Annotated in this window: 18 protein-coding genes; 13 read left to right on the top strand and 5 right to left on the bottom strand. The window is 36.2% G+C overall.

The window, feature by feature from the left end; translation table 11 throughout:
* Positions 1-42: 42 nt before the first annotated feature.
* The 4 genes from DN392_RS22445 to phaQ form a co-directional block, all read right to left on the bottom strand.
* On the bottom strand, positions 43-228 hold the full coding sequence (locus tag DN392_RS22445) for an alpha/beta-type small acid-soluble spore protein (protein WP_000241212.1): 186 nt from the start codon (positions 226-228) through the stop codon (positions 43-45).
* Between the two features lie 147 nt (positions 229-375).
* Positions 376-819, bottom strand: a complete 444-nt coding sequence (locus DN392_RS22440) for a MaoC family dehydratase (protein ID WP_001067917.1) — start codon at positions 817-819, stop codon at positions 376-378.
* 101 nt (positions 820-920) lie between these two features.
* On the bottom strand, positions 921-1,445 hold the full coding sequence (gene phaP, locus DN392_RS22435) for a polyhydroxyalkanoic acid inclusion protein PhaP (protein ID WP_000448583.1): 525 nt from the start codon (positions 1,443-1,445) through the stop codon (positions 921-923).
* A gap of 42 nt (positions 1,446-1,487) precedes the next feature.
* Positions 1,488-1,940, bottom strand: coding sequence for a poly-beta-hydroxybutyrate-responsive repressor (gene phaQ / locus DN392_RS22430; protein ID WP_088321148.1), 453 nt, complete (start codon positions 1,938-1,940; stop codon positions 1,488-1,490).
* A gap of 199 nt (positions 1,941-2,139) precedes the next feature.
* Here phaQ and phaR point away from each other — a divergent pair, with 199 nt between their 5' ends.
* From phaR to DN392_RS22405, 5 genes are all read left to right on the top strand, one after another.
* Entirely contained in the window at positions 2,140-2,622 is a 483-nt protein-coding gene (gene phaR, locus DN392_RS22425) for a polyhydroxyalkanoic acid synthase subunit PhaR (RefSeq protein ID WP_000566954.1), read from the top strand.
* Between the two features lie 153 nt (positions 2,623-2,775).
* Complete coding sequence (locus DN392_RS22420; protein ID WP_000250411.1) at positions 2,776-3,519, top strand: acetoacetyl-CoA reductase; 744 nt, start codon at positions 2,776-2,778, stop codon at positions 3,517-3,519.
* 82 nt (positions 3,520-3,601) lie between these two features.
* Positions 3,602-4,687: a class III poly(R)-hydroxyalkanoic acid synthase subunit PhaC gene (gene phaC, locus DN392_RS22415; protein WP_000206842.1), complete on the top strand. Its 1,086-nt coding sequence runs from the start codon at positions 3,602-3,604 to the stop codon at positions 4,685-4,687.
* A 94-nt stretch (positions 4,688-4,781) separates the two neighbouring features.
* A complete protein-coding gene (locus tag DN392_RS22410; RefSeq protein ID WP_048567062.1) occupies positions 4,782-5,975 on the top strand; it encodes an NAD(P)/FAD-dependent oxidoreductase in 1,194 nt (397 codons plus the stop codon).
* A 24-nt stretch (positions 5,976-5,999) separates the two neighbouring features.
* Positions 6,000-7,349 carry a TrkH family potassium uptake protein gene (locus DN392_RS22405; RefSeq protein WP_001204695.1) on the top strand — a complete coding sequence of 450 codons (1,350 nt, stop codon included), beginning with the start codon at positions 6,000-6,002 and terminating at the stop codon, positions 7,347-7,349.
* A gap of 38 nt (positions 7,350-7,387) precedes the next feature.
* On the opposite strand, the gene DN392_RS22400 is transcribed toward DN392_RS22405, so the two are convergent.
* On the bottom strand, positions 7,388-7,723 hold the full coding sequence (locus DN392_RS22400; RefSeq protein ID WP_000725963.1) for a DUF3905 domain-containing protein: 336 nt from the start codon (positions 7,721-7,723) through the stop codon (positions 7,388-7,390).
* A gap of 146 nt (positions 7,724-7,869) precedes the next feature.
* On the opposite strand from DN392_RS22400, the gene DN392_RS30505 reads away from it, so the two are divergent.
* The 8 genes from DN392_RS30505 (at position 7,870) to DN392_RS22360 (ending at position 16,040) form a co-directional block, all read left to right on the top strand.
* Positions 7,870-8,022 carry a hypothetical protein gene (locus DN392_RS30505; RefSeq protein WP_000240799.1) on the top strand — a complete coding sequence of 51 codons (153 nt, stop codon included), beginning with the start codon at positions 7,870-7,872 and terminating at the stop codon, positions 8,020-8,022.
* Positions 8,023-8,250: 228 nt separating this feature from the next.
* A complete protein-coding gene (locus DN392_RS22390; RefSeq protein WP_000750909.1) occupies positions 8,251-9,327 on the top strand; it encodes a putative 2-aminoethylphosphonate ABC transporter substrate-binding protein in 1,077 nt (358 codons plus the stop codon).
* A gap of 20 nt (positions 9,328-9,347) precedes the next feature.
* Positions 9,348-10,349: a putative 2-aminoethylphosphonate ABC transporter ATP-binding protein gene (locus tag DN392_RS22385; RefSeq protein WP_000006174.1), complete on the top strand. Its 1,002-nt coding sequence runs from the start codon at positions 9,348-9,350 to the stop codon at positions 10,347-10,349.
* Positions 10,350-12,107: a putative 2-aminoethylphosphonate ABC transporter permease subunit gene (locus DN392_RS22380; RefSeq protein ID WP_048567063.1), complete on the top strand. Its 1,758-nt coding sequence runs from the start codon at positions 10,350-10,352 to the stop codon at positions 12,105-12,107.
* A gap of 21 nt (positions 12,108-12,128) precedes the next feature.
* Positions 12,129-12,923 (top strand): phosphonoacetaldehyde hydrolase, encoded by a 795-nt coding sequence (gene phnX, locus DN392_RS22375; RefSeq protein WP_000861862.1) that lies wholly within the window; start codon positions 12,129-12,131, stop codon positions 12,921-12,923.
* Between the two features lie 15 nt (positions 12,924-12,938).
* On the top strand, positions 12,939-14,036 hold the full coding sequence (gene phnW / locus DN392_RS22370; RefSeq protein ID WP_000138234.1) for a 2-aminoethylphosphonate--pyruvate transaminase: 1,098 nt from the start codon (positions 12,939-12,941) through the stop codon (positions 14,034-14,036).
* Positions 14,033-15,217 (top strand): saccharopine dehydrogenase family protein, encoded by a 1,185-nt coding sequence (locus DN392_RS22365; RefSeq protein ID WP_064448967.1) that lies wholly within the window; start codon positions 14,033-14,035, stop codon positions 15,215-15,217. The genes phnW and DN392_RS22365 overlap by 4 nt, the downstream gene beginning before the upstream one ends.
* Before the next feature lie 40 nt (positions 15,218-15,257).
* A complete protein-coding gene (locus DN392_RS22360; RefSeq protein WP_000117658.1) occupies positions 15,258-16,040 on the top strand; it encodes a DeoR/GlpR family DNA-binding transcription regulator in 783 nt (260 codons plus the stop codon).
* Positions 16,041-16,074: the final 34 nt, after the last annotated feature.

Here is a 16,074-nt window from a genome sequence, read left to right as displayed (position 1 = left end):
AAGAGGCAGAGAATATCTGCCTCTAAGCCATAGGTTATTGTATTATCCACGTAATTGTTGTTGAGCTAAAGCGACTAGTCGTTTCGTTACTTCACCGCCAACTGAACCGTTAGAACGAGATGCTGTATTAGAACCTAAGCTAACACCGAATTCTTGTGCGATTTCATATTTAAATTGTTCAAGCGCTTGTTCTGCACCTGGAACTAGTAATTTGTTTGTTTTTACCATGTTGATACACATCCTTATGAGTAGTCCAATTCAGCTAAATACTTATCTAAACTGGTAACGTTATTTTATGTGGAAACGACGTACTCATACGCGGAAGTAATCGGTGTGATTAGAAGTTATTGGATAGAAAAAAGAGTAGCAAATTTGCTACTCTTTTTTCAGTATTGTCGCTGTACCTTCCACGACAATATCACCGGATTGATTATATATGTTTGTTTGCAACGTAATGATTTTTTTATCGTCTCGTTTTTTAATGACTTCTGCCACAACGCGAAGTGTATCACCGATTTTGACAGGAGCACGGAATGAAACGTTTTGAGATAAATAAATCGTGTTTTTGCCAGGGAGTTTCGTTCCAAGAATCGTCGAAATGAAACTGGAAACGAGCATGCCATGAGCAATACGTTCTTTAAACATTGTCGTTTTTGCAAAAGAATCTAAAATATGAATAGGATTCACATCTCCAGTTAATTTTGCAAAATTAATAACGTCCTCATCCGTAATAGTTTTTGTAAGGGATGCTTGATCACCGACTTGAATCTCATCATAACGAAGCTCCGGAACAGTTTGTGCTTCTTGGAATGGATTCATTTTTGCCTCCTTCTTTTCCATATCGAAAAATGCTAGCCATCTTGATGTAGTAGGAGGAAGAAAGAGTTTTGTTTGTGCTGCAGTTAGCTCCCACATTTTTCTTACTTGATGGAAGTAAATAAATTTTTTGAGTTTTCCTCGAACTGCTTTGCGAGTTCTAGTTGTTTGGACTTGAACTCTCCCAAAAAAACTTCTAACTGTTTTTGAACCTCTTCACGTTGTAATTGTTGTTGTTCAATAAATTGTTTTGTTGTTTCTTCAAATTGACCGCTAGTTTGAGTAAGAATAGACAAAGATGTTTTCGTAGGAGAAACAGTCAGTTGGTGCATTTGATTAGAAAGTTCATTCCATTTCCCTTGCCACTCGTTAATTTGATCATTTAAGGAGTTTCCAGTTAATTGCTTCACGTAATCTGTATATTGGTTATTGAACTGAGCAGTGAATTGTTGTAGTTCTTTTTCTAGTTCATCTACTCCTGATGTTAATTTATGCAAAGCGTCTTGTTGTTGTTTTAAAGTTTCTAAAGTAAGTTGCTCTAATTGTTTCCCAGCTGAAGAGAAGAGGGAAAGAGATTGAGACCAGTTTTTCCAAAATGCATCGACTAATTCGTATGGCTTAGTTTCCATTGTTTGACCTCCAAATGTTTTTTTGCATATTGTGAACGCAGATTACTCTGCTGTACCACCAGGTGAAGATGAAGAATCCTTTTCATCCTTTTCTGGAGAAGTAGAAAATGGAAAGAACGCATTGGTGTATAACGTAAAAAACGTCCGCAACATATTTTGATAATGTTCAAAAGAAGTTGCACATGTTGTTAAATATTGCTCTCCATATTCTGTTAAAGAATAAATTCGTTTCGCTGGCCCGCCTTCACTTGTATCCCAAGTGGAAGAAATGAGATTTTCTTTTTCTAACTTGCGCAATGTTCTATACACATTACCTTGGTCAACAGAAGAAAAGCCGATGTCCATTAGCATTTGAATGAGTTTGTAACCATGAAGACTCCAGTCTTTTAGACAGAGAAGTAAGAAAGGAACTAAGAAGTTTTTGGGCATGGAGTTTGGTTGTTTCGCTTGGTTTTTTCCCAAACTTTCTGGGTGTTCTGGTTCATTATGTAGCATGATTGTGCATCACCTCATGAATCAGTTAGATGGAATTTTTTTGCTTATAAGTGCAATTTACACCTATCTGTTTTTAATGTCAACACATTTATTGGAAAATAAAGAAAAATAAAATATAGACTTGAAGTTTTATTCAGAATATTAGAAAATAGTGAATAGGTTGAATTGTTTCAAAAACGAAAAAGGGAGTGTAGGCGAAGTGATTGATCAAAAATTCGATCCATTGCAAGCATGGAAAAATGCTTATGAACAAACCGAAACATTTTGGGGAAAAGCGCTCAATGAAACAATTAAAACAGAAGAATATTCTGCTTGGATGGGCAGCGTTCTAGATTTGAATTTGTTTTATCAAAAAGCATTAAATGATACGACAAAAAATTATTTAGAACAGGTGAATGTGCCGACGAGAGAGGATATCGCTAGAGTAGCTACGCTTGTTATCAATTTAGAAAATAAAGTTGATAACATTGAGGAAATTCTAGAAGAGAAAGTGGATTCATTAGGACAAGCTCCTACATTAAAGCGTGATGTTACGAAAGTAAAACAAGATATTCGCACGCTAGAAACGAAAGTTGATCAAATTTTAGAGTTACTAGAAAAGCAAAATGCAGTACTAGCGAAACTACAAGTACCTGCAAAAGAAGAAGTAAAACCTGCGAATAAGCCGGAAAATAAAAAATGATAATAGCGTTTGTTTATAACGTGTAAAAGGGAAAGGGAGAATCTCTTTTTCATGTATAAACAACGAAACATAATTAATATATGGACTCTATTCATATGAGTACCAAAATGATTCATAACAATCGTTCACAAATTCATTTAAGGGGGAAAAGAAATGGTTCAATTAAATGGCAAAGTAGCAATCGTAACAGGTGGGGCAAAAGGAATTGGAAAAGCAATTACAGTAGCATTAGCACAAGAGGGAGCAAAAGTAGTTATTAACTATAACAGCAGTAAAGAAGCAGCTGAAAACTTAGTAAATGAATTAGGAAAAGAAGGACATGACGTTTATGCAGTTCAAGCGGATGTTTCGAAAGTAGAAGATGCAAACCGACTTGTAGAAGAAGCTGTGAATCATTTTGGTAAAGTTGATATTCTTGTTAATAATGCTGGTATTACAAGAGATCGTACATTCAAAAAATTAAATCGTGAAGATTGGGAGCGCGTAATTGACGTGAACTTGAGCAGTGTATTTAATACAACAAGCGCGGTACTGCCATACATATCGGAAGCAGAAGAAGGAAGAATCATTAGTATTTCTTCTATTATTGGCCAAGCTGGTGGATTTGGACAAACAAACTACTCTGCAGCAAAAGCAGGTATGTTAGGATTTACAAAATCATTAGCATTAGAGCTTGCAAAAACAAATGTAACTGTAAACGCAATTTGCCCAGGATTTATTGATACTGAAATGGTAGCAGAAGTACCAGAAGAAGTACGTCAAAAAATCGTTGCGAAAATCCCGAAAAAACGTTTTGGTCAAGCTGATGAAATTGCAAAAGGTGTAGTATACCTATGCCGTGACGGTGCATATATCACAGGTCAGCAATTAAACATTAACGGTGGATTATACATGTAATGAAGCGAGAAAAAAGTGCATATCCATAGCAGGAATGCACTTCTTTTTTTAGAAATAAATCGACCGAAAAGGAGATAGAAAAATGACTACATTCGTAACGGAATGGGAAAAGCAATTGGAGTTGTACCCAGAAGAATATCGTAAAGCATATCGCCGTGTGAAAAGAGCGAGCGAAGTTTTATTGCGCGAACCAGAACCACAAGTTGGTTTAACACCAAAAGAAGTTATTTGGACGAAGAATAAAACGAAGCTGTATCGTTACATTCCAAAACAAGAAAAAACACAGAGAGTTCCAATCTTATTAATATACGCGCTTATTAATAAACCGTATATTATGGATTTAACTCCAGGAAATAGTTTAGTGGAATATTTAGTAGATCGTGGTTTTGATGTGTATATGCTTGATTGGGGCACATTTGGTTTAGAAGATAGTCATTTGAAATTTGATGATTTCGTGTTTGATTATATTGCAAAAGCAGTGAAGAAAGTAATGAGAACTGCGAAATCGGACGAGATTTCTTTACTTGGTTATTGCATGGGTGGAACGCTAACTTCTATTTATGCAGCACTTCATCCGCACATGCCAATTCGCAACTTAATCTTTATGACAAGTCCTTTTGATTTCTCTGAAACAGGATTATACGGTCCTTTATTAGATGAGAAATACTTCAATTTAGATAAAGCGGTTGATACATTCGGAAATATTCCGCCAGAAATGATTGATTTCGGAAATAAGATGTTAAAACCAATTACAAACTTTGTAGGTCCATATGTCGCTTTACTTGATCGTTCAGAAAATGAGCGCTTCGTCGAAAGCTGGAAATTAGTTCAAAAGTGGGTTGGTGACGGTATTCCATTCCCGGGTGAATCGTATAGACAATGGATTCGTGATTTTTATCAAAATAATAAATTAGTGAAAGGTGAACTCGTTATTCGTGGACAAAAGGTAGACCTTGCAAATATTAAGGCGAATGTCTTGAATATTTCTGCGAAACGTGATCATATCGCCCTGCCATGCCAAGTAGAAGCTTTGCTAGACCATATTTCTAGCACAGATAAACAATATGTATGTTTACCAACGGGACATATGTCGATCGTTTACGGTGGAACAGCGGTAAAACAAACATATCCGACGGTTGGAAATTGGCTTGAGGAGCGTTCTAATTAAAAATAAAAAGTCCAACTAGCGTATGTTAGTTGGATTTTTTTATGGGAAATAACAAAAGATAGAAAGGAGAAATTTATATTTTAGGAGTATAATTATGAAACTTATGACTGGTAAGTTGTTTTGGAATACAGGAGTTTCTATACCTTGTTATCCATCATTAGAAAATGATATGATATGTGATGTGCTTGTAGTCGGAAGCGGAGAAGCAGGTGCTCATATAGCGTATTCGTTAGCGAAAATTGGAATGCATGTTACGCTCATTGAAAAACGAGCAATCGCATGTGGTAGCACAGCTGCTAATACAGGTTTACTACAATTTCTTCATGATAAATCGCTAACCTCACTTATCCATACATTTGGTGAAAAAAAGGGGGTACGAGCATATAAGCTTTGTTACGAAGCGCTACGAACAATGGAGCAAGTTGTACCGACTCTCGATATTGATCCTCAGTTTATTCCGCGAAGTAGTTTGTATTATGCAAGTAGAAATGAGGATGTATCGTTTTTACAAGAAGAATATAATACGTTACGCCATTATGGATTCCCGGTTGAATATTTTACCGATTCACATATGAAGAAGAAGTATTCATTTATAAAACAAGCAGCGTTATATACGCATGGTGATGCCGAAGTGAATCCGTATTTATTAGCGCATAGCCTTTTGCATAAAGCAAATCAAATGGGAGCTACTATACTTGAGCATACAGAGGCCATACATATAAAAAAACGCCAAAATGATTTAATTTGTTACACGAAAACAGGAAATCAAATTGTAGCAAAGAATATTATTATGGCGACAGGTTATGAAGCACTTTTCGGAAAGAAAGAAAAAAATACAACAGTGGAAACATCATATGCAGTGGTGACAAATAAGGTAGATTCATTTGAAGGCTGGCATGAACGATCATTAATTTGGGAAACAGCACGGCCTTACTTATATTTTCGAACGTATCAAAACCGTATTATTGTAGGCGGATTAGATGAAGCGATGCAAATTCAAACAATTGGTGATACGAAATTATTGCATAAGCGTGATATCCTTATTAACATTGTAAAAGAGATGTTCCCGCAGTATAAGAATATACAGGCAGAGTACTATTGGGCGGCAGCATTTGGCGGTAGTCATGATGGTCTCCCTATTTTAAAAGAAGACAAAAAGATACATAATTTATTTTACGCATTGCCATATGGAGGTAATGGAACTGTGTATGGAATGGTATTTGCCAAATTATTTGAGCAGTTATTTACAAATAAAGAAAGTGAAGATTTTTCTTTATTTAATCGATAGAAAAAAAGGTAGCGAAGTGATGGAATGAGAGATATAAAAAAGTTTTTACAAAAATTACGTCCTGTACAACTCATTGTTTTATTTTATTTATTAGCAGTAGTTGTATCGGTGATATTGCTTAGTTTCCCGTTTGTTACGAAGTCTGGTGTGAAATGGACATTTATCGATGCCCTCTTTACATCTGTTAGTGCGGTAAGTGTTACGGGACTGTCTGTTGTTACGATTTCAGATACATTTACTACGGCAGGAATTATTATGTTAGCCCTTATTTTACAATTAGGCGGCTTAGGAATTATGGCACTTGGTACGTTTGTTTGGATTATAACGGGGAAAAAGATCGGTTTGCAGAGAAGAAGACTCATTATGGCAGACCATAATCAAGGGAATTTATCAGGCCTTGTAGAATTGATGCGTTCTATTTTAATTGTAATTATTTCGATAGAACTTATTGGAGCGATACTATTAGGTACAAGATTTCTACTTTATTTTCCAACTTGGCAAGAAGCTTATTTTCACGGTTTCTTTGCCGCTGTTAGTGCAACCACGAACGGCGGATTTGATTTAACAGGACAATCGCTAATTCCGTATAAGAAAGATTATATTGTGCAAATGATTCATATGTTACTCATTATTTTAGGGGCAATTGGTTTCCCTGTATTAATGGAAGTAAAGCAATTCCTTAGTAAAAAGAGACAGCAACTATTTCGTTTTTCGTTATTTACAAAATTGACGACAACAACATTTTTTGCCCTCGTTATCGTTGGAACCATTATGATTTTTTTACTAGAACGAAATCAATTTTTAGCAGGAAAGTCATGGCATGAAACAGTTTTCTATACATTATTCCAATCTGTGACGACGCGAAGCGGTGGACTGGCTACAATGGATATACGTGAATTGTCACAACCGACGCTTTTATTTATGAGTATATTAATGTTTATAGGGGCATCTCCAAGTTCGGTTGGGGGCGGAATACGTACAACAACATTCGCTGTTAGTATATTATCGTTATACAATTTTGCAAGAGGCGGAAGAACGGTTAGAGTCTTCAAACGTCAGTTACATGAAGAAGACGTGCTAAAAGCATCTGTCGTTATGACAATGGGGATTTTATTATGTGCCACAGCACTCTTTATTTTATCTATTACGGAAAATGTACCGCTTATGAGTTTAATTGTTGAAGTGTGTTCTGCTTTCGGAACGACAGGGCTATCGACAGGTATTACGCCAGATTTAACAACTGTTGGTAAACTTGTACTTATTGTACTTATGTTTATTGGGCGTGTCGGTATTTTAACATTTATACTGGCTAGTGGGGGAAGAGAACAGCCACCTCGCTATAAATACCCGAAAGAGAGAATTATTATTGGATAGTATGAAACCATTCTACCTATGTGAGGTAGAATGGTTTTTTAGTCGTTAATGCCAAATTGCGGATGCATAAAAGCCTCATTCTTATTATCCACTTCTTTTTTTAGCAACTCTTGATTTTCTTCTGAAATCCACCCAATATCATTTGTAGGATGAATCCATTCTTCTCCAGCCATAATGGCAGGGTCTACTTCATCAGTCCAATTGTGAAGTGGACTATTCTCGGAATCATATTTACTGTCTCCGATTACGACGTCATATTGATTTATGAAAGGTTGTTGCATCTTCTTTCCTGTTCCTTTAAAAGATGGGAAATTCATTTGATGCGGGAGCGTTTCATCTAAAATTGGTGACTGAATTTTATCTTTCTTCTTCAAAATAATCGCCCCTTTTCTAATGCTTTCTTCATAGGTAGTATTTCCATCTAGCGGCCTTATGTACTTGTTAACACTTGCCAGTAATAATTATTTAATGTTGTTTTAAACTAGAGTAGAAAGTGAATTCTTGAGAGCAGGTGAATGTATTGGTAAAAAGAAAAGTGAAACAAAATGCGGCAATCAACAATAATAAAACTCCGAAAGAAAGCTTACCAGATGCAGAATTTGCATTAGAGTATGAAGGAGAAAATAGCGCGAAGTATGCAAATCGTAATTCAAAAAAAGGTAAACAAAAATGAGGCGTTTTTTACAAACGCCTCATTTTTTTGTGGGATTATAAAGGTTTTTTTAATTATTTGTAAATTTAGTGTTCATTATTGGCAGAAAAATGCGAAAAAACATAGAAGTAGCAACGTATTACACAAAAACAAACAACAAACAAAAGATTAATGTTGGTTTAATACTGCTTTTACACTAGTTGTTTATATTAGAGTTGTACATAAGATTTATAAAAGGAGAGAGAGACAGTGAAAAAAACAATCTTTAAAGCTGTAGCAACTGGAATGGTATTTTCGTTATTAATGGGGTGTGGTGCAAAGAAAGAAGAGAGTGCTGGGGCAAAAGTAAAGGATGATAAATTATCTGGATCATTAACTGTTTACACAGCGATTGAAGAAGAACTTGTACCAATTTACCTTGATTCTTTTAAACAGAAGTATCCAGATGTGAAACTGAACATTGTTCGTGATTCAACTGGGGTTATTACAGCGAAATTGCTAGCTGAAGGAAAAAATACACAAGCAGATGTTGTATGGGGAACAGCAGCGTCTAGTCTATTAGCTTTAGATAAAAAAGATATGTTAAAAGGATACTCTCCAAAAGGAGCGGATCGTGTTCTTCCGCAATTTAAAGATGATAAGCAACCAGAAAAATGGGTAGGTAATACGGCATTTATGACGGGGATTGCTATAAATAAAGAAGAATTAAAGAAGAAAAATTTACCGATGCCAGAATCATACGAAGACTTAACGAAACCAGAATATAAAGGAACGCTTGTTATGCCACATCCAGCTTCTTCTGGAACAGGATTTTTAACAGTTTCTGCATGGTTACAAATTATGGGTGAAGATAAAGGCTGGGATTACATGAAGAAACTTCATGATAATATAGCAACTTATACTCATTCAGGTTCAAAACCAGCGAAATTAGCAGGCGCAGGTGAATATCCAGTTGGCGTATCAATGGTTTATAGTGCTTTGAAAGAGAAACAAAAAGGTGCACCAGTTGAAGTTGTATTGCCGAAAGAAGGATTAGGTTGGGAAGTAGAAGCGAACGCACTTATTAAAAAAGATAATGCAAAAAATGAAAAATTAGCGCAAGCATTTTTAGATTGGGCAATTACTGATGATGTAATGAAGTTATACTTCGAGAAAAATGGATTTGCGACAATTAAAAATGATTATAAACTTCCAGATGGATTCCCTAAAGATGTGACAGAAAAGTTATACAAAAAGAATGACTTTAAATGGGCAGCAGAAAATCGTGACAAAATTTTAGAAAAATGGGAAAAAGAGTTTGGCCAAAAAGCAGAACCGAAAAAGTAAGTGAGTGGGAGAGAGAAAAAATGAGCGAATATTTATCAATTCAACACATTCAAAAACAGTTTGATGCATTTACAGCGTTAAAAGATATTTCTTTTACTGTGAAAAAAAATGAGTTTGTATGTTTATTAGGCCCAAGTGGTTGTGGGAAAACAACATTGCTTCGAATTTTAGCAGGGCTAGAAGAGGCAACAACAGGTAGTATAGCTGTGGAGGGAAAAGATATTACAGCATTACCTCCTGGAAAGAGGAATTTCGGAATGGTGTTTCAATCATATGCATTATTTCCGAATTTAACAGCACTTGAAAACATTGAATATGGCTTAAAGACAAAAAAATATGGAAAAGCAGAAGTAAAAGAGAAAGCGCTAGAGGTGTTAGAACTTGTAGATTTGCTGAATGTAAAAGATAAATATCCTGCTCAAATGTCTGGTGGACAACAGCAGCGAGTAGCACTTGCACGTGCGCTCGCTCTGTCTCCGGATATTTTGTTACTCGATGAGCCATTATCTGCTTTAGATGCAAAAGTGCGTGAAAAGTTACGTAGAGAAATGCGTGATTTGCAAGAAAAAGTAGGAGTAACAACTATTATGGTTACGCATGATCAAGAAGAGGCATTAACGATGGCCGATAAAATTGTTGTAATGAATCATGCGGAAATTATGCAGATTGGCACACCAGAGGAGATTTATCAAAGACCAGCCAATCCATTTGTGGCAGATTTTATTGGTTCTATTAATTTCTTTTCGAAAAACAATGAAGAACATGCAATTCGTCCTGAGCATGTAACAGTTGTACAAAAGGATGGTATTAAAACGGTTGTGGAAAGTATGGAATTTCGCGGATCTGTATATCGGACGGAAGTGCGGGTCGTAGAAGAAAAAACACATCTTTATAACGAGAAAATTGTAGTGGATATATTGGCATCAGAAGTAGAAGCAACCGCAATTAGAAAAGGAAAGCCGATTCAAATCTCTTTCTCAGAAAATCATATGTTGTCATATGGAAAGAAGGTCATTGTATAGATGGAGATGTTAGAAGATTTTAAGGTAGAAAGTACGAAAAAAAAGATTAAGAGACGTATCGGTAAAGAAGAGTGGATACAAAGACTATTAATTATTGGTATGCTTCTCGCGTTTTTGATCATGCTTGTATTACCTCTATTACAATTGTTTACACAAGCTTTTTATGATAAAGATGGAGCTTTCATTGGTGTTGCGAATTTCAGTAAATATTTCACAACACCAACGCTAGTTCAATCATTACAAAATACGATATGGATTTCGGGTGCGACAACAATTATTGCAGTGACACTTGCTTTCGCTTACGCCTATGCGATCGCTCGTACGAATGTGTTTGGAAAGCGTGTATTCCAATATATTGCGTTGTTACCATTATTCGCACCAACGATGATGCATGGTATCGCACTTACATATTTATTTGGTAATCAAGGGTTAGTAACGAAAGGAATGTTTGGTTTGTTTGAAGGGATACAAATCCCTTTATATGGACCAGTAGGAATTGTAATGGCTGAAGTCATGTATACATTTCCGCAAGCATTTCTTATATTATTAATTGCTTTTCAAGGCTCTGATTATCGTTTATATGAAGCTTCTAATATGTTAGGAGCGAGTAAAACAAAGCAATTTTTCACTGTTACTTTACCTAGTGTAAAGTACGGATTAATTAGTGCGATGTTCGTTGTGTTTACACTTAGTTTCACTGACTTTGGGGCACCAAAAATTGTTGGTGGGCAATATAATGTACTTGCTACTGACGTATATAAGCAAGTAATTGGGCAGCAAAATATGCCGATGGGTGCAACTGTCGGAATGATTTTATTAATCCCAGCTATATTTGCCTTTGCAGTTGATCGCATTACGCAAAGAAAGCAGGCGAATCTCTTATCTTCCAAATCAGTACCTTACAGAATAATAAATAATAAGAAACGAGATGTTATTTCATTCGTATATTGTAGCGTAGTAACGCTTATGATCATTCTATTATTTGTGGCAGTTGGTATTGCTGCAAGTGTGAAAGTATGGCCATATAATATGAGCTTTACATTTGAGCATTTTAATTTTTCCAGTTTAACAGGAGATGGATTGGAAGCATTTAAAAATAGCGTAATTGTTTCAGCAATTACTGCGGTTATTGGAGCGGTTTTAACATTTATGTTCGCTTATGCGATTGAGAAAATAGATCAGCTACAATTTTTCCGAAAAGTAGGTTACTTTTTCTCTATCGTCCCTTTAGCGATACCAGGTTTAGTACTTGGGTTAGGCTACGTCTTCTTCTTTAGTCAACCAACCATACAAATCTTTGGACTTTCCGTAACGAACCCGTTCCATTCTCTATACGGAACAATTGCTGTGCTAGTACTAGTCAATATCATTCATTTTTATTCTGTAACATTTGTTACGGCAACGACAGCTTTAAAGAAATTAGATCGAGAGTTTGAACTTGTTTCACAGTCGATGGGGATACCGTTTTATAAAACATTCTTTCGAGTTACGGTACCGATGTGTTTACCAGCCATTTTAGAAATGGTAATGTACTACTTCGTAAATTCAATGGTAACTGTCTCAGCAGTTGTATTCCTGTATGCAGCTGATTTTAAACTAGCTGCCGTATCAATTGTAAATATGGATGATGCAGGAAATGTAGCACCAGCAGCTGCAATGAGTGTACTTATTGTTGTTACAAATATTGTAGTGAGAGTTGTATATGAATGGGGAACGAAAGCACTTCGTAACCGAACGTCACAATGGCAAAAAAGATAAATAAGAAGGGTGATGGATTAGATGAAAGTAGAAGCAGTTATTTTTGATTGGGCAGGTACAACAGTTGATTACGGATGTTTTGCACCACTGGAAGTATTTATGGAGATTTTCCATAAACGTGGTGTGGCAATTACTGCAGAAGAAGCCCGTAAGCCAATGGGATTATTGAAAATTGATCATGTTAGGGCATTAACAGAGATGCCTCGTATTGCGAGTGAGTGGAATCGTATTTTCGGACAATTACCAACAGAAGCAGACATTCAGGAGATGTATGAAGAATTCGAAAAGATTCTCTTCGCTATTTTACCGCGCTATGCGTCGCCGATTAATGGAGTAAAAGAAGTGATTGCTTCTTTACGTGAAAGAGGAATTAAAATTGGTTCAACGACTGGTTATACGAGAGAAATGATGGATATTGTAGCAAAAGAAGCAGCACTACAAGGGTATAAACCTGATTTTCTTGTAACACCAGATGATGTTCCAGCAGGTCGTCCGTATCCGTGGATGTGCTATAAAAATGGGATGGAGCTTGGTGTATATCCAATGAATCATATGATAAAAGTTGGAGACACAGTATCAGATATGAAAGAGGGAAGAAATGCTGGTATGTGGACAGTGGGTGTAATTCTCGGCAGTAGCGAACTCGGCTTAACTGAAGAGGAAGTGGAGAATATGGATCCGGTAGAACTTCGTGAAAAAATAGAAGTAGTTCGCAATCGTTTCGTTGAAAATGGGGCGCACTTTACGATAGAAACGATGCAGGAACTCGAAAACGTAATGGAACATATCGAGAAACAAGAACTTATTATTTCATAAAAGGGGAATAGGATCATGACTGAAAATCACTATTTATTATTAACACCTGGACCATTAACAACAACCAAAACAGTAAAAGAAGTTATGTTATACGATTGGTGTACGTGGGATGCTGAATATAACAAAATGGTACAAGAGGTAAGAGCTAAGCTTGTATCGTTAGCAACGAAGGAAAAAGAGACATATACAACTGTTCTCATGCAAGGAAGCGGTACGTTTTCAGTTGAAGCAGTGATTGGATCTGTCGTTCCTAAAAATGGAAAGCTGCTCGTATGTACAAATGGTGCGTATGGTAAGCGAATTGTACAAATGGCAGAGATGTTACATATAGATGTGGTGGTCAGTCAAACAGAAGAGTGGGAGCCCACTAATATTGCAGCAGTAGAAAAGATATTGCAACGAGATAAAGAGATTACACATATTGCAGTTGTTCATTGTGAAACAACAACAGGTATTATCAATCCAATTGTAGATGTATGTAAATTAGGGAAGCAATACGGAAAAGTAACACTGGTTGATGCAATGAGTAGTTTTGGTGGTATTGAAATAGATATCGCTGAGTTGCAAATTGACTTTCTAATTAGTAGTGCGAATAAATGTATTCAAGGGGTTCCTGGATTTGGCTTTGTTATTGCGAAGCGCGATGAATTGGTGAAATGTAAAGGGCAGGCACGTTCATTATCATTAGACTTATTTGATCAGTGGGAAACGATGGAACATCAAAATGGGAAATGGCGTTTTACGTCACCTACACATGTTGTACACGCTTTTTATCAAGCACTACTTGAATTAGAAAAAGAGGGCGGAGTAGAAGCACGTTACAATCGATATTATAACAATCAAAAAATATTAGTGAATAGAATGAGAGAAATCGGATTTAAGCCACTAGTAGATGAAAAATACCAATCGCCTATTATTACATCCTTCATTTATCCAGAAGAGGGGTTCGATTTTGGGCAGTTATATAATGAATTAAAGTGTGATGGGTTTGTTATTTATCCAGGTAAAATTTCAAAAGTAGATACATTCCGCATTGGAAATATCGGTGATGTACATGAGGCAGATATCAATCGCTTAGTTGATAGTATCGCTAAAGGAGTTGTTATAGGTTGAAAGTATTTTGCTTAGGTGGAGCAGGTAAAATTTGTCGTGAAGCAATTTTAGATTTAGTGCAATTTTCATCTTTTGAGGCGATTACAGTAGCTGATTTTAATGAAGAAGAGGGCCTGAAAGTAGTAGAATGGCTCAACGATCCTCGTGTTGATTTTGTGAAAGTAGATGTAACGAATCACGAGGATACGGTTGCAAAAATGAAAGGTTATGACATTGTAATGGACGGTACGACAATTAAGTTAAATGGATTGTCTACTCGATGTATTGCAGAAGCAGGTTGTCACGGTGTGAATTTGAATGGATTTGGTGAAGAAAATGAATCTCATTCTATATTTGCTCAAAATGAAAAAACGTGTTTACCTGGTTTTGGTATGACGCCAGGTGTAACGCAAATGATGGCAATGCATGCAGCAAATCAGCTAGATACTGTAGAGTCAGTACGTGTAAGTCATGGCTCGTACCGTCCAATTGCTTTTTCTGCATCAATTACAGAAACAACGACATATGAATATGATCCACATTTACCATCGCGTACAGTATATGAAGATGGTGAGTTTAAGCAAGTACCGCCGTTTGCGCGTCCGAGAGAAATTGAATTACCGGCGCCTTATGGTAAGGAAACGCAGTATATAATACCGCATTCTGAAACGATTACGTTAGCAAAAGCACTAGAAAATAAAGGGGTCAAACTGATAGAGACGAGAGGAACTTGGCCAAAGCAAAATATGCAGCTCGTACGTGCTTTATATGATTATGGTATATTGCGTAATGATCGGGTTGACATAAATGGGAAAGAAATTGGCATTATGGATTGTATTTCGAAGTATTTATTGCAATCGAAAGAAGGGCAAGAAACAGAAATTTACGGTTATGCGCTTCATGTAGAAGTAATAGGTATGAAAAATAATGAGAAACAAAGGCACGTATTATATCATACACACCCGTTATCTGATGGTTCTGTTGTAGGATGGGAAAAATTAAGAGCTTATACGAGAAACGTCGGTATTCCATTTGGGATTGCTACAGAGTTAATCGCAAAAGGGAGTGTAAACAAAGTTGGTGTTGTGACACCTGAGGAAGCTTTTGTAAATCCACAAATTATTTTTGATGAACTAAAAAAGCGTGATATTCATATTCATGAAGAAGTTTTCACTGAAAAAGAAGGTCATAACTTTGTATAAGTAAGGCAGTGTATGAGGTAGAAATCAATGGGGTGAATCTATGTCTGTAGTAGGTGAAGAAAGAAAGCGAACCATTCTTGAGAAGGTAGAGTTTAAAGGGAAAGTAAAAGTTTCAGAGTTAGCGAGAGAGTTTGCTGTATCAACAGAGACGATTCGTCGTTATTTAGAAGAATTGGATCGTGAAAAGAAGTTGAAGAAAGTGTATGGCGGAGCCGTCCAACTTCCGGGAGCTGGAATAGAGGCACCAATGTTAGAACGAGAGATGCTGCATATAGAAGAGAAGAAGAGAATTGGGTATAAAGCAGCAACGTTTGTGGAAGATGGAGATGTGATTGCGATTGATGATGGAAGTACACCACTTCAAATGGTGCCATATCTTGTTCATCGTAAAAATTTAACGATTGTAACAAGTTCATTTCCAGTCGCTACACAATTAATTTCTTCTATTAATAAAAAGATGTTTCACGGTGAAGTTTTATTTATTGGTGGAAAAGTCTCTCCAAAGCATTCACGTGTGTCAGGGTCTATTTCGCAGCAAGTAATCCAGCAATTTCATTTTCATAAAGCATTCGTTTCAATTGATGGATTATTACCTGGTTTTGGGGTTTCTAGTTTTGAATTAGAAAAGGCGAAACTGTCAGAAGCGATGCTGAAATTAGCGGAGAAAACATATATTTTATGTGATCATACAAAAGTAGGGGTAAAAGGAAATTACCGAATAGCAGCATTTTCACGTATTCAACATGTAATTTGTGATAAGAAAATGCCCTATAGTTTTGAAGAGGAAGTCAAAAAGCATAATATTCAATGGACAATTTGTTAAATAAATTGAACTCCCACCTGTTTTTGAGGTGGGA

The sequence above is a fragment of the Bacillus sp. BB51/4 genome, assembly GCF_008368845.1.
In the GTDB taxonomy this organism is placed as follows: Bacteria; Bacillota; Bacilli; order Bacillales; family Bacillaceae_G; genus Bacillus_A; species Bacillus_A wiedmannii.
Note: the sequence above shows the minus strand (reverse complement) of the source record. Positions and strands in the feature narration are given on the sequence as shown.